This window comes from Microtetraspora fusca (genome assembly GCF_001570365.1).
Classification (GTDB): domain Bacteria; phylum Actinomycetota; class Actinomycetes; order Streptosporangiales; family Streptosporangiaceae; genus Microtetraspora; species Microtetraspora fusca.
On sequence record NZ_BBYK01000041.1, the window covers coordinates 356016 to 378687 of the forward strand.

The following is a 22672-nucleotide window of genomic DNA, read 5'->3' on the forward strand; positions in this document are numbered from 1 at the left end:
ACACGGAAGGACTCTCGTTAGTTGAGTCGGCATAACTCAACCTTTGGGAGCGACCAGATGACACAGATCCTTCCCGTCCTTCCCCTGGACGACGAGGTCGTCCTGCCCGGCATGGTGGTCCCCCTCGACCTGTCGGACGCCGAGGTCCGCGCGGCCATCGACGCCGCCCGCGCCGGGAGCGGCGAGAGCAGGGTGCTCCTGGTGCCGCGCGTGGACGGCCGGTACGGCGCCGTCGGGGTCAGCGCCGTGGTCGAGCAGGTCGGCCGGCTGCCGGGCGGCGGCCCCGCCGCCGTCGTGCGCGGCGTGAGCCGGATGCGCGTGGGCACCGGCACCACCGGCCCCGGCGCTGCGCTCTGGGTCGAGGCCACCGTGCTCGAGCCGGTCCCGGCCGGGGCGCGGGCCGACGAGCTGGCCAAGGAGTACAAGGCGCTCACCACGACGATCCTGCAGAAGCGCGGCGCCTGGCAGGTCGTGGACGCGGTCAACCAGATCGAGGACCCGTCCGTGCTCGCCGACAGCGCCGGCTACGCGCCCTGGCTGACCACCGCACAGAAGCTGCTCCTCCTCGAGACCTCCGACCCCGCCGAGCGGCTGGAGCAGCTCGTCGGCTGGGCCCGTGACCACCTCGCCGAGCTGGACGTCGCGGAGACCATCCGCAAGGACGTCCAGGAGGGCATGGAGAAGCAGCAGCGCGAGTTCCTGCTCCGCCAGCAGCTCGCGGCCGTACGCAAGGAGCTGGCCGAGCTCAACGGCGACCCCTCCGACGAGGAGGAGGACTACCGCGCCAGGATCGAGGCGGCGGAGCTGCCGGAGAAGGTCCGCGAGGCCGCGCTGAAGGAGGTCGCCAAGCTCGAACGGACCTCCGAGCAGTCGCCCGAGACCGGCTGGATCCGCACCTGGCTGGACGCCGTCCTCGACATCCCCTGGAGCACGCACACCACCGACGAGTACGACATCGCGGGCGCGCGGGCGGTGCTCGACGCCGACCACACCGGCCTCGACGACGTGAAGGACCGCATCGTCGAGTACCTCGCGGTGCGCAAGCGCCGGGCCGACAAGGGCCTCGGCGTGGTCGGCGGCCGCCGCAGCGGCGCGGTGCTCGCGCTGGCCGGGCCGCCCGGAGTCGGCAAGACCTCGCTCGGCGAGTCGGTCGCGCGGGCGATGGGACGGAAGTTCGTCCGCGTCGCGCTCGGGGGCGTCCGCGACGAGGCGGAGATCCGCGGCCACCGGCGCACCTACGTCGGCGCGATGCCGGGCCGGATCGTCCGCGCGATCCGCGAGGCCGGTTCGATGAACCCGGTCGTGCTGCTCGACGAGATCGACAAGGTCGGCGCCGACTACCGGGGCGACCCGACCGCGGCGCTGCTGGAGGTGCTCGACCCGGCGCAGAACCACACGTTCCGCGACCACTACCTCGAGGTCGAGCTGGACCTGAGCGACGTGCTCTTCCTCGCGACGGCCAACGTGCTGGAGCAGATCCCCGGCCCGCTGCTGGACCGCATGGAGATCGTCACGCTCGACGGCTACACCGAGGACGAGAAGGTCGCCATCGCCCGCGACCACCTGCTGCCCCGCCAGCTCGAGAAGGCCGGCCTGACGGCGGACGACGTGACGATCCACGACGCCGCGCTGCGCAGGCTCGCCGGCGAGTACACCCGGGAGGCGGGCGTGCGCTCGCTCGAACGGTCGATCGCGCGCGCCCTGCGCAAGATCACGGCGAGGCTGGCGCTCGGCGAGGTCGAGCTCCCGGTGGAGGTGTCCGCCGACGACCTCGTGTCCTACCTGGGGCGCCCGCGGCACGTCCCCGAGTCGTCCCTGCCCGAGTCCCGCCAGCGTACGGCGGTGCCCGGCGTGGCGACCGGCCTGGCGGTCACCGGCGCGGGCGGCGACGTCCTGTACGTCGAGGCGTCCCTGGCCGACCCCGAGACCGGATCGACCGGCGTGACGCTGACCGGCCAGCTCGGCGACGTGATGAAGGAGTCGGCCCAGATCGCGCTCTCCTACCTGCGCTCCCGGGGCGTCGAGCTGGAGCTGCCGGTCGGGTCGCTGAAGGACCGCTCGGTGCACATCCACGTCCCGGCGGGCGCCGTGCCCAAGGACGGGCCCTCCGCGGGCGTCACGATGACGACCGCGCTGGCCTCGCTCCTGTCCGGCCGCCCGGTGCGCGGCGACGTCGCGATGACCGGCGAGGTCTCCCTCACCGGCCGGGTGCTGCCGATCGGCGGGGTGAAGCAGAAGCTGCTCGCCGCCCACCGGGCGGGGATCACCACGGTGCTCATCCCGGCGCGCAACGAGCCCGACCTGGACGACGTCCCCGCCGACGTCCTGGCGGACCTCACCGTCCACGCGGTCAGCGACGTGCGTGAGGCGCTCGACCTGGCGCTGACGCCCGCCACGGTGGCGCACAACGCCGCCGCCTGACCGCCGCCCTTCCCGGCGGCCCGCTCGGTCCCCGGTGCCCGCCGGCGACCGTCAGCAGGACCGCCCGTCGCGTACGGCCCGTGCCTCCTTCCGGGGCGCGGGCCGTACGCGTTCCGGGCGAGTGTGAGGCAAGCCACATTGATTGTCGGGAATTATTGGAATATCTCCGACCGGGCCCTCTGTTGCTGTGACCGTGAACGTGATGTGCGACGCTGCCATGCCCCTGCGGATGCGGGGCGTGATGATGTGCGGCTGTCGCCCGGCCTGAGCCCCATTCCATTGATCGACACTCGCTCCGAAGGCCCGTTCATGATCTCCCCCTCGGACTTCCTGGTCCTGCGCCGCTTCAGCCACCTGCCCTTCCCGCCCGGGACCCGTCGGCCGCGCCCGTGCTCCGCCGCCGATGTCGTCGTTCCAGGGGAAGTCTCGTGATCAAAGTGTCCGGCCTGCGCAAGGCCTACGGCTCCGTCGTGGCCGTCGACGGCGTGGATCTCCACGTCCGCGAAGGCGAGATCTTCGGCGTGCTCGGTCGGAGCGGAGCCGGCAAGAGCACGCTCCTGCGCTGCGTCAACCTGCTGGAACGCCCGACGGAGGGATCCGTCACCGTCGGCGGCCAGGAGCTGACCGCGTTGGGCGAGCGGGAGCTGCGCCGCGCCCGGCAGGGCATCGGCATGATCCACCAGCACTTCGCGCTGTTGTCCTCGCGCACAGTCGCGGGGAACGTCGCCTTCCCGCTGGAGATCATGGGCGTGCCGCGCGACGAGCGGGCGCGGCGCGTGGAGGAACTGCTCGACCTGGTGGGGCTGGCCGGGAAGGCGGGCGCGTACCCCGCGCAGCTCTCCGGCGGTCAGAAGCAGCGCGTCGGCATCGCGCGCGCCCTCGCGGGCCGTCCGTCGGTGCTCCTGTCGGACGAGGCCACCTCGGCGCTCGACCCCGGCACCACGCAGTCGATCCTCGCCCTGCTCAAGCGGCTCAACCGCGACTTCGGGCTGACCATCCTGCTGATCACGCACGAGATGGACGTCATCAAGTCCGTCTGCGACTCGGCCGCCATCATGAGCGAGGGCCGGATCGAGGAGGCGGGACGGATCGCCGACCTGCTGGCCCGGCCGGGTTCCCGGCTCACCGAGGAGCTCTTCCCGCTGCCGCCCGCCGAACCCGGCAGCGTGACGATCACCTTCACCGGAACCTATTCCGGCCGCGCCGACGAGCCGGTCGTCTCCCAGGTCGTACGCAAGTTCGACGTGGACGTGAACATCCTCGGCGGCGCCCTCGAGGACGTCGCCGGCGTCTCGGCCGGGCGGCTCCGCGTACGCCTGACGGGCGAGGAGTCGGATGCGGCGCTCCGCTATCTGCGCGACCGCGGCCTGCTGGTGGAGGTGGCGAGCCGATGACCTGGTCGGACATGAGCCCCCTGCTGTGGGAGGCCACCGGGCAGACCGCGCAGATGGTCGCCTGGTCCACGCTGTTCACCGTCCTGTTCGGGCTGCCCCTCGGCGTCGCCCTGGTCGCGACCGACAGGGGCGGGCTGTTCCCCGCCCCCGTCGTCCGCCGGGTCCTCGGGGTGGTGGTCAACGTCGGCCGCTCGCTGCCTTTCATCGTGCTGATGATCGCGGTCATCCCCGTCACCAGGATGATCACCGGCACCACCATCGGCACCGGCGCGGCGGCGGTGCCGCTCACCATCGGCGCCGTGCCGTTCTTCGCGCGGCTGGTGGAGACCGCCCTGCGCGGGGTCGGCCGGGACGTCGTCCAGGCCGCGCAGGCCATGGGCGCGAGCCGGGGCACGATCGTGGGCAAGGTCCTGCTGCCCGAGGCGCTGCCCGGCCTGATCGCCGCGCTGACTGTCACGGTCGTCACGCTGATCTCGTACTCGGCGATGGCGGGCGTGATCGGCGGCGGCGGGCTGGGCGACCTCGCGGTCCGGTACGGATACCAGCGCTTCGAGACCGGCCTCATGATCGTCACGGTCGTGGTGCTGGTGGTCATCGTGCAGGCCGTCCAGAGCCTCGGCGACGCCGTCAGCCACAGGCTGACCCGCCGCTGACGCCGCCTCCTTTCCCCTTCGACCTGATTTCACCGTTCCCGTCGTTCCCGGAAGGCCCGGCATCGGGCGGCCCGGGAGACGCCGGGCGGTTTTCCGCACACACCGACCCACCAAGGAGTGGTCACACCATGCGCAAGTTGTTCGGGCTCGTGCTCGCCGTCGGGCTGTCGCTCGGCCTGGCGGCCTGCGGCTCGTCGTCGTCCCCGTCCTCGTCCGAGGCGACCGCGTCGGGCACCGCCGCCGCGAGTGAGCCGCTCAAGGTCGGCGTGAGCCCGGTGCCGCACGCGGAGATCATGAAGTTCGTCGCGGACAAGCTGGCCCCCGCCGCCGGGCTCAAGCTGGAGATCGTGGAGTTCAGCGACTACGTCCAGCCGAACCTCCAGCTCCAGGACGGCCAGCTCGGGGCGAACTACTTCCAGCACAAGCCGTACCTCGACGACTTCAACGCCTCCAAGGGCACCAAGCTGACGTACCTCACGTCGGTCCACCTGGAGCCGCTCGGCCTCTACTCCAAGAAGATCAAGGACGTGGCCTCGATCGGGCAGGGCGCGACCGTGGCCGTGCCGAACGACGCCACCAACCTCGGCCGCGCGCTCAAGCTGCTCGCCGACAACGGCCTGATCACCCTCAAGGACGGCGTCGGCACCGCCGCGACCGAGCGCGACGTCACCGGCAACCCCAAGCAGATCAAGTTCCAGCCGCTTGAGGCCGCCCAGCTCCCGCGCTCCCTGGAGGACGTGGACGCCGCCGTCATCAACGGCAACTACGCCCTCGAAGCGGGCCTGAACCCGAGCGGCGACGCGCTGGTCCTGGAGAAGGCCGAGGGCAACCCGTACGCCAACGGCCTGGTCGTGGCCGAGGGGCACGAGAGCGACCCCCGGATCGTCACGCTCTCGAAGCTGCTGACCAGCCCCGAGGTGAAGCAGTTCATCGAGGACAAGTACAAGGGCGCCGTGATCCCGGCGTTCTGATCGCCGCTCACAAAGCCGACATTCATGGGCGAATCATTCGGTCGCTTGACCGAATGATTCGCCCATGCTGTTATGGGCTGCATGCTGTACGGAACGCCGGACCTCGAACCGGCCGATGAGAAGATCCTCGGCGAGGTCGAGGAGATGCGGCGGGACCTGAAGTACCGCCTGGCCGAGACCCATCGCTGGGACGGCCAGCTGCGCCGTCAACTCCAGGCGCGCGCCATCCAGGGGTCCAACTCCATCGAGGGCTATCGCGCGAGCGTCGAGGACATCGAGTCCATCATGGTCGGCGAGGAGCCGCTGGAGGCCTCCGCCGCGGTGGCCCGGGAGATCGCGGGGTACCAGCAGGCGCTGACCTACATCTCCCTGCTGGCGAAGGCGTCGTCCTTCCGGTTCGACGTCGGCCTGCTCAACGCGCTCAACTTCATGATGATCGGCCACCACGTCGACAAGACGCCGGGTACCGTCCGCCCCGGCGGGATCTACGTGCGCAACGCCGCGACCGGCGAGGTCGTCTACGAGGGGCCCGACCACGAGGCCGTATCGGCCCTGCTCGACGAGCTGGTGGACTGGCTGAACGCCGGCGACCTTGACGCTCCCAACTACGTCCGCGGCGCCATGGCCCACCTGAATCTCGTGAAGATCCACCCGTGGAGGGACGGCAACGGGCGCATGTCCCGCGCGCTGCAGACCCTGGTGCTCGCCCGCGACCAGATCACCATGCCGGAGTTCTCCTCCATCGAGGAGTGGCTGGGGGAGGGGCGGACGACGTACGACTACTACGACGTCCTCGGAGAGGTGGGCCGTGGCCGCTGGAGCCCCCACGGGGACACGCTTCCGTGGGTGCGGTTCGTGCTGCGCTGCCACCACATGCAGGCGCAGCGCGTCCAGCGGCGGCTGGCCGAGGCGGGCGAGGTCTGGATGCTGCTGGAGGAGCGGGCGGACGCGGAGGGGCTGCATCCCCGCTGCGTCTCGGCGCTCTACCAGGTCTTCGTCTCCCGACGGCTGCGCAGGAGCATGTACCAGGCCGACGAGTCCCTCAGCCAGGGGCAGGCGGCCCGCGACCTGCGTGAGCTCGCCGCGCACGACTGGCTCAGCCCGTACGGCGAGACCAAGGGACGCTTCTACGCCCCCGGGCCCAAGATGCTGGCCATCCGGGAGGAGTTCGCGGGCCGCGCCGTCCCCCTGCGCGACCCGTACGCGTAGTGCGGCGTGCCGATCCGCGGCGGGGCGGGAACAGTCGGAGAACGGCAAGGGTTGGGAAGGGCAGGCGGTCGGACCGCCGAAGCCGGACGAGCGCCGGAACCCCGCTGTCCACAGGCATGAGGGCGCGGAAGTCCCCGGCTCCCGCTGATCGCTTAGCGTGACCTTACAGGTCGTTTGGCATGGTTGAGACGTACCGGAAAAAGAGACCGGAAGACCTGGCAGCACGAGGGGGAAGACGATGAGCTCCGAGGAGCGGACGCCCGAGAACGAGAGCACGACGGGCCACGGATGGAGCCAGTTCGGCAGCACCCCGCCGCAGCACGGACAGTACGGCACCTACGGCGGCCGACCCCAGCAGGGCGACACGGCGGCGTTCGCCGCGCCCTCGCTCCAGCAGCCCGTGAAGCAGGGATGGACCGGCGGGCAGAAGGCGATCGCCGGGCTCGCCCTCGCCGCGGTGGCCCTGGGCGGCGGGGTCGCGGGGGCCTTCGTCGCGACCGGTTTCAGTGGAAGCACGACCGTCGTCTCCTCGCCGGTCCTCCCCGTGTCGAACAGCTCGGGGAACAGCATCGCGGCGGTGGCCAAGGCCATCCAGCCGTCGGTGGTGTCGATCAAGGTCAAGACCCGGACCGGCGGAGGTGAGGGGTCGGGCGTCATCCTCTCCGGCGACGGTCTGATCCTCACCAACAACCACGTGGTCGCCGAGGCCGGGCAGGGCGCGATCGTCACCGTCAAGTTCAGCGACGGGAAGACCGCCTCGGCCACGATCAAGGGCACCGACCCGGCCACCGACCTCGCGGTGATCCAGGCGCAGGACGTCTCCGGCCTCACCCCGGCGAGCCTCGGCGACAGTGACCGGCTCCAGGTGGGCGACTCGGTTCTCGCGATCGGCAGCCCGCTCGGCCTGGAGGGCTCGGTGACCTCGGGCATCGTGAGCGCGCTCGACCGTACGCTGACGGAGGGCGGCCAGGAGCAGCAGCCGCAGTTCCCCTGGGGGCAGGAGCAGCAGCAGCCGGCCCAGCAGGTGACCATCGGCGGCATGATCCAGACCGACGCGGCGATCAATCCGGGCAACTCCGGTGGCGCGCTGGTCAACGCGGCCGGTCAGGTGATCGGCATCAACACCGCCATCGCGACCTCGGGCTCCAGCTCCGGCAACATCGGCGTCGGCTTCGCCATCCCGATCAACACGGCCAAGCAGGTGTCCGAGCAGCTCATCAAGACGGGCAAGGCGACCCACGCCTGGCTCGGCGTGAGCGTCGCTGACGCGACCGGCGAGGCGGCCGGCGCGGTGATCGCGTCGATCACCAAGGGCAGCCCCGCCGACAAGGCCGGCCTCAAGGAGGCCGACCTGATCACCAAGATCGACAACACGCTCGTCGGTGACGCGGAGACGCTGGTCGGCGTCATCCGCCGCCACCAGCCGGGCGACGAGATCACCCTGACCTACACCCGGAACGGCCGGCCCTCCACCGCCACCTTCACCCTCACCGAGAACAGCAACTGACCGGACCCCATCGATTCGTCCCCGCCCGGGCTCCGCGCCGACCTCCGAGGTCCGGCTGCCGCCCGGGCGGTTTTTCGTCGTCCCCCGGTGACGGCCGGAAGGGGACCACGCGGGGAAGTCCGGGCCGACGGAGCTCGCCTTCCCGCCGAGAGCGTTCCGAGCGGACGACGCGCGGGACCAGGCGCGCACCGGCGTATCGGGACGCAGCCGAGGTCAGCTGTCGGAGGCGCGGGATGACGCGATCAGGGTCTCGGACTCCCACAGATCCCGGTAGTAGCCGGGTGCCGACACCAGCTCGGCGTGCGTGCCGCGCTGGGTCACCCGGCCGTCCTCCAGGACCACGATCTCGTCGACCTGCTCCAGCCCGCGCAGCCGGTGGGTGACGAGCAGGGTCGTCCGGCCCCGCGTCGCGTCGAGCAGGTCGGCGGTCAGCGCGTCGGCCGTCTCCTCGTCCAGAGCCTCCGCCGGCTCGTCGAGCAGCAGCACCGACGGGTCGAAGAGCAGGGCCCGCGCGAGCGCCAGACGCTGGAGCTGGCCGCCCGACACGGTCCGGCCGTCCTCGCCGAGCACCGTGTCCCAGCCGGTGCGGTCCGCCCACGCGTCCAGCCGTGCCCGCCGTACGGCCTCGGCCAGCTCGCCTTCGGACGCCTCCGGCCCGGCGAGGCGCAGGTTGTCGCGGAACGGCGCCTGGAACACGTACGGATCCTGGGTCAGCCCCGTCATCACCGCGCGGACGTCGTCCGTGGCGTAGGAACGGATGTCCGCCCCGTTGATCCTGATGGTTCCCGACTCGACGTCCACGGTGCGCATCAGCGCGGACAGCAGGGTGCTCTTCCCGGCTCCGCTCGGCCCGACGACCGCCATCCTCCGGCCCGGGGTGAGGGTCAGGCTGACCCCGTCGAGCGCGGGGGCGCGGTCGCCGTGGCGGACGACGAGGTCCGCCACCTCCACGGTCAGCGGCGCCTCCGGCGGCGGCGCGGGCGCGTCCGGTTCGGTCACCGCCACCGGGGTCGCCCGGATCTCCGCCAGCCTGCGCAGCGCGGCGGACACCCCCGCGAAGCGCTCCCCGGCCGCGGCCAGCGGCAGCACCGGCTCGAAGGAGACCAGCGCGGTCAGGGCGAGAACGGCGGTCGCCACCTGGCCGAGCCCGGCGGACTGGGCGATCAGCGTGATCGCCGCCACGGTCGATCCCTGGAGAAGGACGCCGAGACCGAGGGCGGTCGCGTTGATCCTGGACTGCCCCCGCTCCAGCGCGGCGAGACGGGCGTCCGCCGCCATGCCCTCTGAGAGCGCCCGCTCCTTCGCCCCGTACGCGGCGAGGTCGGCCGCGCCGTGGACCAGGTCGGCCACCCGGGCCGCCAGCTCGGCTCGCGCCGGGGCGATCCTGGCCGACCAGCGGCGGGCGGCGGCGGCCGTGCCCGCGGGGAGGAGCACGCCCGCGACCAGCAGCCCGAGGGCGAGCACGAGCGCGGCCACCGGCAGCAGGAACGCGCCGATGACGACGGCCGCGACCCCGGTGAGCAGCGCGGCGATCGCGGGCAGCAGGCAGCGGACCAGCAGGTCCTGCACCGCCTCGGTGTCGTCCACCATGCGGCTGAGCAGGTCGGCGCCGCGCTGGCGGAGCGGCCCGGCGGGGATCAGCGACTCGTACAGCCGCTCCCGCGTGGCCGCCTGCGCGCGCAGCGCGACGTCGTGCCCGGTGAGGCGCTCCGCGTAGCGCAGCACGCCCTTGCCGGTCGCGAACGCGCGCACTCCGACGATCGCGACCGAGAGCGCGGCCAGCGGCGGCTGCTCGGCGGCCCGGGTGATCAGCCACGCCGCCGACGCGATCAGCGCGACCCCTGCCAGGTCGGCGGCCGAACCGGCGAGCGCGGCGACGACCAGCCTGCGGGCCATCCCCGGGCCGAGAAGCGTCCTGATCATCCGGGCTCCCCGGACGCTCCCGCCGGCGCGGCCACTCGCCGTGCCGGTGGTGTCGGTCGTGGCGGTCATCGGGCGTCGCCCCCTTCCGCCGCGAGGGCGTCGGCGTGGCGGTCGTGGACGATCCGGCCCGCCCCGATGCGGACGACCCGGTCGGCGAGGCCGATCATCGCGGGGCGGTGCGCCACCACGATCGCCGTACGGCCCTCGGCCAGGGTGCGGGTGGCCTCCACCACGGCGGCCTCGCTGCGGCCGTCCAGGCGGGCGGTGGGCTCGTCGAGCAGCAGAACCTCCGCCGACGGCCGGCAGAAGGCCCGGGCCAGCGCGACCCGCTGGCGCTGCCCCGCCGACAGGTTCACACCGCGCTCGCCGAGCACCGTCTCGTAGCCCTGCGGCATCGCCTCGACGAAGCCGGCGGCCTGCGCGGAGGCCGCCGCCGCGCGGATCTGCTCGGGGGAGGCGTCGCCGCCCAGCCCGATGTTGTCCGCGACCGACATGGCGAACAGGTGCGGCCGCTGCGGCACGAAGGCCAGTCTGCGGCGCCATTCGTCCGGGTCGAGGGTGGCGAGATCGACGCCGTCGACCAGCACCCGGCCCTCGGACGGCGTGACGAACCCGAGGAGCAGGTGGAGCAGCGTGCTCTTCCCGCCGCCGCTCTCTCCGACGAGCGCGACCCGCTCGCCGGGCGCGACGACGAGGGACACGTCGTCGAGCGCGGGCTCTTCCCGGCCGGGATAGCGGACGGTCACGTGCTCAAGGCGGATCTCCGGGGGCCGCGTGCCTTCGCGACGGGCCTCCCGGGGCCGGGCGTCCCGCGTCCCCGCGGCCCGGTCGTCCCGGTCCCCGGACGCCGGGGTGAGCAGGGCGAACGCCTCGTCCGCGGCCGCCACACCTTCGACGGACGCGTGGAACTTCGTGCCCATCGCCCGCAGCGGCAGGTACGCCTCCGGAGCGAGCAGGAGGACGAGCAGGGCCGTGTCGAGGTGGAGCGAGCCCGACAGCAGCCGGAGCCCGACGGGAACGGCCACGAGGGCGAGCGAGAGCGAGGCGACGAGCTCCAGCACCAGGGACGACAGGAACGCCACCCGCAACGTGCGCATCGTGGCCGCCCGGTGGGCGGCGGCGACCTCGCGGATCACCGTGGACTGGTAGCGCGCCCGCCCGAAGGCCCGGAGCGTCGGCAGGCCGCGCACCACGTCCAGGAAGTGCCCGCCGAGCCGGGACAGCGCCCGCCACTGCCGTTCGGTCACGGTCTTGGTCGTCCACCCCACCAGAGCGCCGAAGACCGGGATGAGCGGAAGCGTGACCAGGACGATCAGCGCGCTGGCGAGGTCGGCGACGAAGAGCCGGGCCAGCACGGCGATGGGCACGACGGACGCGACCGCCGCCGCGGGCAGGTACCCGGTCAGGTAGGGATCGAGCGCGTCGAGGCCGCGGCCCACGAGCGTGACCAGCTCACCCGAGCGCGATCCCGCCGGTCCGGACTCCTGGAACCGCCGCATCAGCCGGGCGCGCAGGACCGACTTGACGCCGGTGGCCGTACGGCCGGCCGACACACCCTGGAGCCAGCCGAGCGCGCCGCGCACGACCACGACCCCGACCAGGGGGAGGAGGGCCGCCACGGCGAACCTCCCGGACAGCACGCCCGAGAGCAGCTCGGCCTGCGCGAGCACGAGCAGACCGGCGAGGACGGCGGCGGCGAGGCAGACGGCCAGATGGCGCCGCACGGCCGGTTCCGCGCGGGCGAGCCGCAGGAGATCTTTGTGCATATATCCTTCAGTATTCCCGAAAGCCCGCAGTGCCCCCGACGTGCGCGATCTCGTGAGCCGGAGAGAGCGTGCACGATCGCCACGGCGCCCGGGCGGCCTCTCGGACGGAAACGATCGAGGCCGCGGGACCACCATGGCATCCGGTGGGGCCGGTGCCGATTTCGGGGCGGGCGTTGCACCGCCGTCGCCGCCGAGGTGAGCCGGTTCCCGATGATCCCGAGACCGTGGTGCGCAGCACGTGGTGCTCGACGGGATCGCGGCCGGAGGTAGCGGCCGTCTCGGTCAGGGCCGGAGGTCAGGGCCGCGGCCGGGGAAGATCGCCGGAATCGCCGGGCCGGCGCGCCACCCGGGCCGTCAGATCGGCGCGTACGGCGACGCCGGAGCGAGTGGGACGCGTACGGGACACAGTGCCACGGACGGCGGATGCCCCGGCACGCGGGCGGGGCACGACGGCGCGCGCGCCGGGCGGCGGCGCCTGCGCGGGAACGCCGCTCCCCGTCCACGGCGGGCGGCGGGCCACGTGCTGGGGAGCCGAGGACGACCACAGCAGGCTCCCGGCGGCGACCGCGGCGACGAGGACCAGCCAGGCGAGCGCGCGGCCGGTCCGCAGGCCGTACCCGCACAGCAGCCAGTAGACGCCGAGGACGGCCCGGGCGGCGGGACCGGCGGCGGCCATCCGGCGCATCTCCATCGCGCCGAACGCGAAGTCGGTCGCGGTGCGGTCGTCGTCCACCCGCAGGCCCGTGTACAGATGTTTCAGACGGCCGGGATCGAGCGCCGGCCGGGCCGGGCCGAAGCGCCAGGCGTGCTCGTCGGCGAGGATCTGGCGCCTGCTCCACCACCGGACGGGCGGCCAGCTCAGCCGGAGCTGGACGCCGCGCGGGGTGGTGGCGAACACGCAGCCGGACAGCCGCAGCCGTCCCGGGTCGGGCACCCCGGCGAGGTGGCATCCGCTCAGGTCCGCGCCCGACAGGGTCAGCCGGTCGACGTCGAGCCGTTCCAGGGACAGCACCCGCACCCGGCCGGAGCGGCGCACGACGCTCGCCTGGCCGCGGGAGACGAGGCCGTGCAGGTCCACGTCGGCGTCGTCGAGCCGGAGCGTCAGCCGTCCCTCGGTCCGGGCGTTCCTGAGGTCGACCAGGCAGCCGGACGCGTCGATCTCCAGCTTGCCGTCGGCCCGCGCCCCCGCGAGGTTGAGCCGCCCGGCGACCGATCTGGGAGACAGGAACGCCCCGTCCGTGAACCGCGCGCCCTCGAACGCGGCGGCGCCGTCGAACCAGGCACGGGACAGGGAGACGGCCCGCCGGAACCGGGCGCCGCGAAACCGGGCCTCGCCGTGGAACAGGGTGCCGTCGAACGAGGTGAACCCGCGGAACTCGGCCCGGTCGAAGGACGCCGACGACAGGCAGGCGTCGCCGAAGAGCGCGTCGCTGCCCACGCTGGACCGGTCGAACGAGGCGTGGCCGTGGACGCGGGAGCCGTGCATGGTCAGCTCGCGGGCGAACACCGCCTCGCCGAAGGAGGCGTTGCCGGTGAACCGGGCGCCGAAGAACGAGGCCAGGCCGTCGAAGCGGGCCCGGTCGAACGTCGCGTCGCCCAGGAACTCCACCCCGGCGAACCGCGCGGGACCGGTGAAGCGGGCCAGGTCGAAACGGGCCCGGCCGAGGCGGCGGCCGGCCGCGTCCAGCACGAGGTCGAGCAGTTCGGCGCTCACCGCCGTGCCGCGCAGATCGACGGCGTGTCCGGGGGAGAGGGCCCGGAGCGCGGACTCCAGCTCGCCGGGGTCCAGGTGCGCCAGACAGCGTCCGTACGGCGGATGCGCGGCGCCGGGGCAGTCGTCGCGCGCGCACGTGATCCAGCCGACGTCGAGAAGGCTTGGGGGCATAGGAGAGACATACCCGCATTCGCCGGTGTACAGGACGTTCGCGGTGAGTGAGGCTTCGGTCCCGGAAAGGTGAGGTGGTCGGTCGCCGTGCGCGCCGGGGGCGGCCGGATGGAATGCTGGGCGGTGGGCACGTGGTTATGCGGGCGAAAACGCAGACGAGAGGAGTCGCCGTGGCGACCATCGAGGTAACCGAGAAGAACTTCAACGACATCGCCGACAAGGGCATCGTCCTGCTGGACTTCTGGGCGTCGTGGTGCGGCCCCTGCCGTTCGTTCGCGCCGATCTTCGAGAAGGCGTCGGAGCAGCACTCCGACATCACGTTCGGCAAGATCGACACGGAGGCCCAGCCCGCTCTGTCGGAAGGGTTCGACATCACGGCGATCCCCACGATCATGGCGATCCGGGACGGCATCGTGGTCTTCGCCCAGCCGGGGGCGCTGCCCGCTCCGGCGCTCGAGGACCTGATCAAGCAGCTCCGCGGGCTCGACATGGACGCCATCCGCGCCGAGATCGCGGCGGAGGTGGAGCAGAAGAAGTAAGGCCCGTACCGGCCCGCGTGCGCGCGGGCTGGTGGCCGGGCCGTCCCGAGCCGTCGGCGAAGATCCGACGGCCCGGCGAGGGCCGCCGGTTCACGAGCGGTGCTCGGAACCGGCGGTTCGGCGTCGTACGGCGCCGCCGAAGCGCACCGCTCAGTGCTGCGAGCGGTAGAGCTCCGCGACGCGGAAGGCCAGATCCAGCGACTGGCCGCGGTTGAGGCGCGGGTCGCAGGCGGTCTCGTAGCGCAGCGCCAGGTCCTCCTCCACTATCGGGTGGCCGCCGCCCACGCACTCGGTCACGTCGTCACCCGTGAACTCGATGTGGATGCCGCCCGGGTGGGTGCCCAGCGCCCGGTGCACCTCGAAGAACCCGGCCACCTCGTCCAGCACGTCGTCCAGGTGGCGGGTCTTGTGGCCGCTCGGGGCCTCGAAGGTGTTGCCGTGCATCGGGTCGCAGATCCACGCCACCGAGGCGCCGCCGGCCGTGACCTTCTCCACCAGCGTCGGCAGCGCCTCGCGGACCTTGCCGGCGCCCATGCGGCTGATGAAGGTGAGTCGTCCGGGCTCGTTGTCCGGGTTGAGCTTCTCGACCAGCGTGAGCGCCTCCTCGGGCGTGGTCGTCGGCCCGAGCTTCACCCCGATCGGGTTCTGGATCTTGCTGAAGAACTCGACGTGCGCGCCGTCGAGCTGCCGGGTGCGCTCGCCGATCCACACCATGTGCGCCGACACGTCGTACGGCAGGCCGGTCCGGGAGTCGATGCGGGTGAGCGCGCGGTCGTAGTCGAGGATGAGCGCCTCGTGCGAGGAGTAGAAGTCCACCGTGTGGAACTCGGCCGGCTCGGGGCCGCAGGCCCGCATGAACGCGAGGGCCTGGTCGATCTCGCGGGCGAGCTGCTCGTACCGCTGCCCCGCCGGGGACGCGGCCACGAAGTCCTGGTTCCACGCGTGGACCTGGCGCAGGTCGGCGTAGCCGCCCTTGGCGAACGCGCGGGCCAGGTTCAGCGTGACGGCCGAGGAGTGGTAGGCGCGCAGCAGCCGGTCCGGGTCCGGCGTGCGGGCCTCGGCGGTGAACTCGAAGCCGTTGACCATGTCGCCGCGGTAGGCGGGCAGCTCCACACCGTCGCGGACCTCGGTGTTCTTGGAACGCGGCTTGGCGAACTGGCCCGCCAGCCGGCCGATCTTGACGACCGGGACCTTCGCGGCGTAGGTGAGCACGATCGCCATCTGGAGCAGCGTCTTGAGCTTGTTGCGGACGTTGTCCGCGGTGGCGCCGGAGAAGGTCTCCGCGCAGTCTCCGCCCTGCAGGACGAAGGCCTCGCCGCGGGCCACGGCGGCCAGGCGCGCCTTGAGATCGTCGCACTCCCCGGCGAACACCAGGGGCGGGAGCCCCCGCAGCTCGGCCACGACCTTGTCCAGTTCGGCACGGTCGGGCCAGTCTGGCTGCTGGGCCGCAGGCAGGTCACGCCATGAATCGAGATTGTTTGCGCTCACGATATACCAGGCTATTGCACACGGTCGGTGAATCTCACCGCCCTGTCCACGGAATGAGATCACGTCGCGGACGGCCGCGCCGGGCCGGCGTCACCGGCCGCGAAGGACGTCGAGCGACCGCGCGAGACACTCCGCCGTGCGCGCCCGGACGGGCGCGTACGACTCTTCAGGATACTGCCGGGGGCCGTCCTCCACGAGCATGATCAGATACAGGTACGCCCGGTAAAGGGCGTCGCGGATCGGCGCCTCCGGATCCGCGGGCACGATCCCGCCCGCCTCCCGATAGCCCGCCAGCATCGGGTCGTCGTCCCGCAGGTCCTCGAACAGCGTGGGCGTGACGAAATCGGCGAGCGGATCGCCCCAGAACGCCCGTTCATGGTCGATCAGGGCCTGGATCCGCGGCGCCCCGCCACCGGCGTCTCCCGTGCCGGTGAGGAAGACGTTGCCCGGCCAGACGTCGAAGTGGACGAGCGCGGGCCGGGTCACCCGGTCCAGCGCGTACGCGTTGGCGTGGACCAGGCCGGCGATCTCCAGGAGCGAGGCGGGCAGCGGCGTCCCGTAGCGCACCGCGTCGTCGAGGATCGCCCCCACCATGGCGAGGAACGCCTCCCGCCAGCTCCGCCCGGTCAGCCCCGCGTACGGGTAGCCGAAGACGCCGTCGCCGGGGATCGTGTGCAGGCGGGCGAGGTGGCGGCCGAGCTCGAACCGTAGGTCGCTCTCCTGTTCAGGAGAGAGCGAGGCGCGGTTCCAGGGCACGCCGTCGAGCGCCGTGAGGATCAGATAGTCGCCGCCGACCATGGGGTCGTCGTAGCGCGCGTGCAGCAGGGTCGGGAGGGGCAGGCCCGCGGCCGAGGCCAGGTGGTAGACCATGGCCTCGGTCCGCAGCAGGTCCCGCTCGTACCTCAGCAGCTCCAGGTCCGGGGGAGGTCCGACCTTGAGCACCACGTCGCGGCCGTCGTCCAGCCCGAGCCGCCACACGGCGTTGGCGAAGCCGTCGGGCAGCTCCCGCGCGGACACGACGCCCGCCCCGAGCGCGTGGAGCACCAGGGTGCTGAGCTGAGCGGGGGAGAGCCTCCGCTTCGTCCTGCTATCCATTTGTATTTCCTGAAGGGGGTTAGAGGGCGGTTATCGTCCAGGCCGCCTCGTGCGTGTCCCCCGGCTTGAGCACGACGAGGTCGGTCCCCGAGTTGAAGGCGTCCGGCGGGCAGCTCATCGGCTCCACGGCCACGCCCCGGTGGCCGAGCCCGGTGCCCGTGCAGACCTGCGCCCACGGCATCGTCGCCGTGTCCCAGGAGATCTCGACCCCGCCCTCCGGCCCGCGCAGCCGCACCCGGCCCTCGGTCAGGCCGGTGAACGCGTGATCGATCGCGGTGGCCCCGATCGGGCGGGGCCGCCGGAAGTCGTACGGCGTGGCGGAGACGTCCGCCAGCTCGCGCGGGCGGAGCAGGTCGTCCGTCAGCAGCACCCGCCCGGCGGGCAGGTCGAGCTCGTACGCCTCGACGTCCGGGCCGGCGAGCAGCCAGGGGTGCGGGCCGCAGCCGTACGGCGCGGCGGTGTCGCCGACGTTCTCGGCGGTGAGGGTGGTGGTCAGCCCGTGCGCGGAGACCTCGTGGCGCACCTGGAGGGCGAGGCGGAAGGGGTAGCCGGGCGTCGGCTCGACGGTGTGGGTCAGCCGGACGAAGCCGTGGTCGTCCTCGGCCCGCAGCAGCTCGGCGACCGTCCAGGCGACGTCGGCGACGAGCCCGTGCAGGGCGTTCCCGCGGTCGGGCTCGTTGACGGGCAGCTCGTGGCGCGCGCCCTCGAACTCGTACGCCGCGCCCGCCACCCGGTTGGGCCACGGAGCGAGGATCGTGCCGCTGTAGAAGGGGATGGGCCCGTCCTCCGGCCAGCTCGTCACCAGGTCGCGGCCGCCGTGCCGGAGCACCCGCAGGGCGGCGCCCAGGGGGCTGATCTCGGCGTGGTAGCCGCCGCCGATGATTTCGTACTGGGCCACAGGGGGTGTCCTTTCGCCGGAGGGACGGTCATATCAGCGTAAGCGAGCCAAAACCGCGCGGTCGGGCCGTCCGTCAGCGGACCTCGCCCGACTTGATGACGTCGCGGTACCAGAGGGCGCTGCCCTTCGGCGTGCGGCGCTGGGTCGCGTAGTCGACGTGCACGATGCCGAACCGCTGGCTGTACCCCTCGGCCCACTCGTAGTTGTCCAGCAGCGACCACACGTGGTACGCCTCCACCCGGGCGCCCTCCGCCATCGCGTGGTGCATCGCGCGCAGGTGGCCGTGCAGGTAGGCGATCCGCTCGTCGTCGCGCACCCGCCCGTCGGCGTCCGGTTCGTCCACGGTCGCCAGGCCGTTCTCGGTGATCACGAGCGGCACGCCGTCGTAGTCCCGCCTGAGCCGGACCAGGATGTCGTGGAAGCCCTCGGGGTAGATCTCCAGCCACTCGGCCTGCGCCCTCGGGTTGCTGATCACCCGCTCGCCCGCGCCGTCCACGAAGATCGGCGTGTAGTACTGCACGCCGAGCAGGTCGATCGGCTCGCTGATCACGGCGAGGTCGCCCTCCCGGATGTGCTCGGGCATCGGGCTCCGCTCCGCGATCCAGGCCAGGGTGTCCTCGGGGTAGCTCCCCTTGAGGATCGGGTCGAGGTAGAGGCGGTTCTCCACACCGTCCTGGTGCCGCGCCGCCGCGAGCGCCTCCGGGCTCTCGTCCGCCGGATAGCTGGGGTGCAGGTTGAGCGCCGGGCCGATGCGCCGCCCCGGGTGGGCGGCGTGCAGCCGCCGCGTGGCGAGCCCGTGGCCGAGCAGCAGGTGGTGCAGCGCGACGAAGGCCCGCGCGTCGTCCTGCACGCCCGGGGCGTGGCTGCCGTTCCGGTAGCCGCACTCCACGACGGTCTTCGGCTCGTTGATGGTGAGCCAGTCCCTGACGTGCAGTGCGTCGAACACGATCTCGGCGTAGTCGGCGAAGCGCTCGGCCGTGTCCCGGTTCTCCCAGCCGCCCCGGTCCTGGAGCTCCTGCGGCAGGTCCCAGTGGAACAGCGTGGCCATGGGCCGGATGCCCCGCTCCACCAGGCCGTCGACCAGCCTGCGGTAGAAGTCCAGACCCTTCTGGTTGGGCGCTCCGGAGCCGGTCGGCTGGATCCGCGGCCACGCGACGGAGAACCGGTAGCTCTGCAGTCGCAGCTCGGCCATGAGGTCGAGGTCCTCGGCGTAGCGGTGGTAGTGGTCGGCCGCCGTCTCCCCGGTGTCGCCGTCGCGCACGTTGCCCGGCACCGCGCTGAAGGTGTCCCAGACGGACACGCCGCGGCCGTCCTCGCGGGTGGCCCCCTCGATCTGGTACGCGGCGGTGGCGGCGCCCCAGACGAAGTCCGAGGGAAATCTCACCGGTGAATTCATCAGGCTCGTCCAATTCTCATGTCGTGAAATGTCCGGGGGTTTCGAGCGCCGTTCGGATCGCGGCGAGGAATTTCGCGGCCTCGCGTCCGTTGACGAAACGGTGGTCGTAGGAAAGCCCCAGTCCACAGACCTTCCGTACGGCGAAGCCGGCGCCGTCCTGGACCACCTCGGAGCGGGGCGCGGTGAGCGCCAGCGCGCACGTCTGGCCGGGAAAGACGATGGGGGTCGCCACGGCGACGCCGTCGTGCGTGTGCAGGGTGAGCGTGATCACGCCGCCTCGGAGATCGCTCTCCCGGAAGGCCCCCTCCAACGCCGTACGGCGGAAGCCGGTGAGGTCACGGGCGATCTCGGCGAGGGAGCGGCCGCCCGCGTCCCGGACCACCGGGATGAACAGGCCCCGGCCCACGTCCACCGTCACGCCCACGTCGGCGGCGGTCGCGCGCCGGGCGCGCAGGCCCTCCGCCGGAGCGGCGAAGAAGAGCGGGAAGGCGTCGAGCAGCCCTCCGACGGCCTTGACGACCAGCTCCGGCAACCCGACGAGGGCCCGGAGCCGCCGGGTGAGGTCGCGGGTGAGCGGCAGCGCGTCGGTCACGTCGACGTTCACCAGGGTGAAGGCCGAGGGGATCTCGCGCCGGGACCGCTCGACGACCTCCGCCGTCCTGAGCTGCGCCAGGGACAGGGAGATCAGCTCCCCCGCCGCGCCCCCGTCGGGCTCTTTCCTGTCCTCGCCGCCGCGGATCGCCGGGAGGCCGGGCGTGGGCGACCGCCCGGGCTCCGCCGGCCCTCCGGGCGGCGGAGCCTCCCGCGAGCCCCCGGCGGCGAGGTGCTCCAGATCCGCTCGTCTGACGACCTTCCTGCCGAGCGCGCGGATCTCGTCCGGGGAGACGCCCAGCTCGTCGATCAGCTTCCGGGCGGGAGCGGTGATGACGATGTCGCCGGGCATCGCGGCGTCCGGCGCCGTGCCGGGGGAGTGCCCGGCACCGGGTTCTACGCCGGGTTCGGCATCGGTCGCTTCGGCGCCGCGGGCGAGCAACCGCGCGATGGCCTGCCCGGGGACGCACTCGGCTCCCGCCTGGAGCAGCCGCCGCAGCACGCCCGCCTCCTCGGCGGCCAGCTCCTCGACCGCCTTGGACGTCTCCACCGTCACCAGCGGATCCCCGGCCCGTACGGCGGCGCCGTCCTCGGCCAGCCACTCCAGCAGCACGTACGCCGAGTCGTTGTTGTTGAGCTTGGGCACCCGGAACTCGCTCACGACACCGCCTCACGTACGGCGGCGCGGATGCGGTCGGCCTGGACCAGGACGTCGCGTTCGAGGTGGGGAGCGGCGGGGATCACCGCGTCCGCCGAGTTGACCAGGGTGATCGGGCGGCGCAACCTGCCCCACAGGCGTGGATAGAGCACCCGGGCGACCTCGGCGCTCCAGCTGCCGCCCTCGCCGCCGTCGTCGATCACGCAGACGTGCCGGGCGTTCTCCAGCCCCGGCAAGTGCGGAACCGGATAGAGCCGGGCGGGCACCAGCAGCTCGCAGACCACCTCGTCCTCCACGAGGAGCGTCCGCATGGCGTCGAGCGTCCGGTGGACCAGCCCCCCGTGCGTGACGAGCGTGCAGTCGGGCTCCGCCGCGCCGCCGACGAAGACCCGCGCGGTCTCCCCGGTCAGCTCGAACCGGAACAGGTCGTCCAGCCGGTGCATGTGCCGGGTGTAGAGCACCTTGTCCTCGAAGAACAGGCACGGGCGGCTCAGCGCGAACATCCGGGCGAACAACTCGCCCGCGTCGTGGAACGGCGTCATCTCGAACAGCGAGAGGCCGGGCACCCCGATGAAGTGCTTCTGGAGGCTCTGGCTGTGCGTCGGGCCGTATCCGCGGTTGCCGCCGGTCGGGCAGCGCACGATGAGCGGCACGGGCACCGCCCTGCCGTACATGGCGGTGGACTTGGCGGCGAAGTTCGCGATCTGGTCGAACGCCAGCGTCACGAAGTCGGAGAACATGATCTCGACGACGGCCTTGTCCCCGGCGAGGGCCAGCCCCGCGCCGACGCCGACGATGCCCCCTTCGCTCAGCGGCGTGGACCTCACCCGGGAGCCGAACCGGTCGGACAGCCCTCGTGTGATCTTGAACGCGCCGCCGTACGGGTCGGAGACGTCCTCGCCGAGCAGGTGCACGGCGGGGTCCGACTCCATGAGGTCGTGCAGCGCCTGGTTGAGGTGTTCGGACACCCGGGTCACGACCGCCGTCCCGTCGCGCCGGCGGCGATCCGGCTCGACTCCTCCGCGAGCGCGGGCGGAACCGCGAGCGCGGGCGGAGCCGCGGGGGCCGCGAGCGGGCGCGCGGCGACCTCGGCGACGAGCCGGTCGACGAACGCCCGCTGCTCCCGGTCGATCCGGGCGAACCGCTCCGGGTCGGCCGCGGCGTAGCGGGCGTGCCAGTCGGACCGGCGCGCCCGCTCGATCTCCGCCAGGGAGCGCGTGTCGTCCCCCTTGCTGTGCGGGCCGATCCGGTGCGTGACGAACTCGGCGACCAGCGGCGACGGCTCGGAGCGTACGGCGGCGACGAGCGGGGCGAGCTCGGCCCGGATCTCCTCGACCTCGGTGGACGTGATCCGGTGGTGGCGGACGCCGAACGCGGCGGCCCGCGCGCCGATCGTCCCGGCGAGCTGCGCGGACGTCGGCGTCGACTGCGCGATGCCGTTGTGCTCGACCACCACGAGGAGGGGGAGCCGCCACAACGCGGCCATGTTCAGCGCCTCGTACACGGCGCCCTCGCCCCACGTGCCGTCGCCGACGTACGCGCAGGCGAGCGCTCCGGAGCCGGCGCTTCAGCGCCACGCCGGTCGCCACGGGCAGGCTCTCGCCCTGGACGCCGGTGGACAGGAACCGCCGGTGGTAGACGTGCTGGCTGCCGCCGACTCCGCCGCACAACGCGCCCTCGCGCCCCATGATCTCCGCGAGCAGCCCGTACGGCTCGGCGTGGCGGGCGAGGAAGTGCCCGTGGCCCCGGTGGTTGCTGAACACGAAGTCCTCGTCGAGGAGCAGCGGGGCGAGCGCGACGGGGATGTACTCCTGCCCGAGGCAGGTGTGCGTGGTGCCGCTGACGGCGCCCTGCTCGAACAGCCGGAGCAACGCCAGCTCGAAATGCCGGATGAGCAGCAGCGACCGCAGGTCCTGATCCGAGGGGGGTGGCCGCAGGCTCTGAGGAGATGCAGCGGTGACGATCACGGGTGATGCGCTCCTGGGGGCGTCGGCGATCGAACGTGCGCTCAACCGGGCATTGGCCATGTCTTTTGGGAGCGCTCCCACCGGAGCGTAGATTCGCGCCTGTTCGCTGTCAATCCCGGTCGGAGAGTCGGAGGGTGTTGAATCCGCACGATCCGCCCGCTGAAGTGCGTAAATATTAGAATCTTTCACAGTAATTCACTAATAACGGCGTGAAACCTGCATGACTCTTGACGAATCAAAGTCGTCATCTCTAGCCTCCATTGACGTGGGAGCGTTCCCACTAACTTCCGGCAGTCCGGGACCGAACACGA

The 22672-nt window shown here is 72.5% G+C and carries 17 protein-coding genes and 1 pseudogene; 7 read left to right on the top strand and 11 right to left on the bottom strand.

The features are described from left to right. Positions 1 to 57: 57 nt before the first annotated feature. The 6 genes from lon (at position 58) to AWQ68_RS08960 (ending at position 8155) form a co-directional block, all read left to right on the top strand. On the top strand, positions 58 to 2421 hold the full coding sequence (gene lon, locus AWQ68_RS08930; protein WP_066937517.1) for an endopeptidase La: 2364 nt from the start codon (positions 58 to 60) through the stop codon (positions 2419 to 2421). A 428-nt stretch (positions 2422 to 2849) separates the two neighbouring features. Further along, positions 2850 to 3815: a methionine ABC transporter ATP-binding protein gene (locus AWQ68_RS08940; RefSeq protein WP_066937522.1), complete on the top strand. Its 966-nt coding sequence runs from the start codon at positions 2850 to 2852 to the stop codon at positions 3813 to 3815. After that, the gene (locus tag AWQ68_RS08945) at positions 3812 to 4468 is read left to right on the top strand and encodes a methionine ABC transporter permease (protein WP_066937525.1); all 657 of its coding nucleotides are present in this window, start codon (positions 3812 to 3814) and stop codon (positions 4466 to 4468) included. Before AWQ68_RS08940 ends, AWQ68_RS08945 begins: the two co-directional genes overlap by 4 nt. Before the next feature lie 128 nt (positions 4469 to 4596). Beyond that, positions 4597 to 5439, top strand: coding sequence for a MetQ/NlpA family ABC transporter substrate-binding protein (locus AWQ68_RS08950; protein WP_066937528.1), 843 nt, complete (start codon positions 4597 to 4599; stop codon positions 5437 to 5439). Positions 5440 to 5520: 81 nt separating this feature from the next. Beyond that, positions 5521 to 6648, top strand: a complete 1128-nt coding sequence (locus tag AWQ68_RS08955) for a Fic family protein (RefSeq protein ID WP_066937764.1) — start codon at positions 5521 to 5523, stop codon at positions 6646 to 6648. Positions 6649 to 6886: 238 nt separating this feature from the next. After that, positions 6887 to 8155, top strand: coding sequence for a S1C family serine protease (locus AWQ68_RS08960; RefSeq protein ID WP_066937531.1), 1269 nt, complete (start codon positions 6887 to 6889; stop codon positions 8153 to 8155). Positions 8156 to 8368: 213 nt separating this feature from the next. On the opposite strand, the gene cydC is transcribed toward AWQ68_RS08960, so the two are convergent. From cydC to AWQ68_RS08975, 3 genes are all read right to left on the bottom strand, one after another. Beyond that, positions 8369 to 10147 carry a thiol reductant ABC exporter subunit CydC gene (gene cydC, locus AWQ68_RS08965; protein WP_245655812.1) on the bottom strand — a complete coding sequence of 593 codons (1779 nt, stop codon included), beginning with the start codon at positions 10145 to 10147 and terminating at the stop codon, positions 8369 to 8371. Further along, positions 10144 to 11844 (bottom strand): thiol reductant ABC exporter subunit CydD, encoded by a 1701-nt coding sequence (cydD, locus tag AWQ68_RS08970; RefSeq protein ID WP_066937534.1) that lies wholly within the window; start codon positions 11842 to 11844, stop codon positions 10144 to 10146. Before cydD ends, cydC begins: the two co-directional genes overlap by 4 nt. A gap of 295 nt (positions 11845 to 12139) precedes the next feature. After that, positions 12140 to 13729: a pentapeptide repeat-containing protein gene (locus tag AWQ68_RS08975; protein ID WP_066937537.1), complete on the bottom strand. Its 1590-nt coding sequence runs from the start codon at positions 13727 to 13729 to the stop codon at positions 12140 to 12142. A 170-nt stretch (positions 13730 to 13899) separates the two neighbouring features. On the opposite strand from AWQ68_RS08975, the gene AWQ68_RS08980 reads away from it, so the two are divergent. Then, positions 13900 to 14268: a thioredoxin family protein gene (locus AWQ68_RS08980; protein WP_066937540.1), complete on the top strand. Its 369-nt coding sequence runs from the start codon at positions 13900 to 13902 to the stop codon at positions 14266 to 14268. Between the two features lie 150 nt (positions 14269 to 14418). On the opposite strand, the gene AWQ68_RS08985 is transcribed toward AWQ68_RS08980, so the two are convergent. The 8 genes and pseudogenes from AWQ68_RS08985 to AWQ68_RS45670 form a co-directional block, all read right to left on the bottom strand. Then, a complete protein-coding gene (locus AWQ68_RS08985) occupies positions 14419 to 15759 on the bottom strand; it encodes a class II 3-deoxy-7-phosphoheptulonate synthase (RefSeq protein WP_373281512.1) in 1341 nt (446 codons plus the stop codon). Positions 15760 to 15846: 87 nt separating this feature from the next. Then, positions 15847 to 16851: a phosphotransferase family protein gene (locus AWQ68_RS08990; RefSeq protein WP_066937543.1), complete on the bottom strand. Its 1005-nt coding sequence runs from the start codon at positions 16849 to 16851 to the stop codon at positions 15847 to 15849. Positions 16852 to 16870: 19 nt separating this feature from the next. Next, complete coding sequence (locus AWQ68_RS08995) at positions 16871 to 17749, bottom strand: aldose 1-epimerase family protein (protein WP_066937546.1); 879 nt, start codon at positions 17747 to 17749, stop codon at positions 16871 to 16873. A 73-nt stretch (positions 17750 to 17822) separates the two neighbouring features. Continuing rightward, the gene (locus tag AWQ68_RS09000) at positions 17823 to 19133 is read right to left on the bottom strand and encodes a GH1 family beta-glucosidase (protein WP_306306801.1); all 1311 of its coding nucleotides are present in this window, start codon (positions 19131 to 19133) and stop codon (positions 17823 to 17825) included. A gap of 28 nt (positions 19134 to 19161) precedes the next feature. Beyond that, positions 19162 to 20397, bottom strand: coding sequence for a 2-oxo acid dehydrogenase subunit E2 (locus tag AWQ68_RS09005; RefSeq protein ID WP_066937552.1), 1236 nt, complete (start codon positions 20395 to 20397; stop codon positions 19162 to 19164). Further along, on the bottom strand, positions 20394 to 21371 hold the full coding sequence (locus AWQ68_RS09010; protein WP_066937554.1) for an alpha-ketoacid dehydrogenase subunit beta: 978 nt from the start codon (positions 21369 to 21371) through the stop codon (positions 20394 to 20396). The genes AWQ68_RS09005 and AWQ68_RS09010 overlap by 4 nt, the downstream gene beginning before the upstream one ends. After that, positions 21368 to 21898 (bottom strand): thiamine pyrophosphate-dependent enzyme, encoded by a 531-nt coding sequence (locus AWQ68_RS45665; protein WP_281217601.1) that lies wholly within the window; start codon positions 21896 to 21898, stop codon positions 21368 to 21370. Before AWQ68_RS45665 ends, AWQ68_RS09010 begins: the two co-directional genes overlap by 4 nt. A 118-nt stretch (positions 21899 to 22016) precedes the next feature. Continuing rightward, a pseudogene (locus AWQ68_RS45670) lies at positions 22017 to 22421 on the bottom strand (thiamine pyrophosphate-dependent enzyme); the annotation flags it as partial. Positions 22422 to 22672 lie beyond the last annotated feature (251 nt).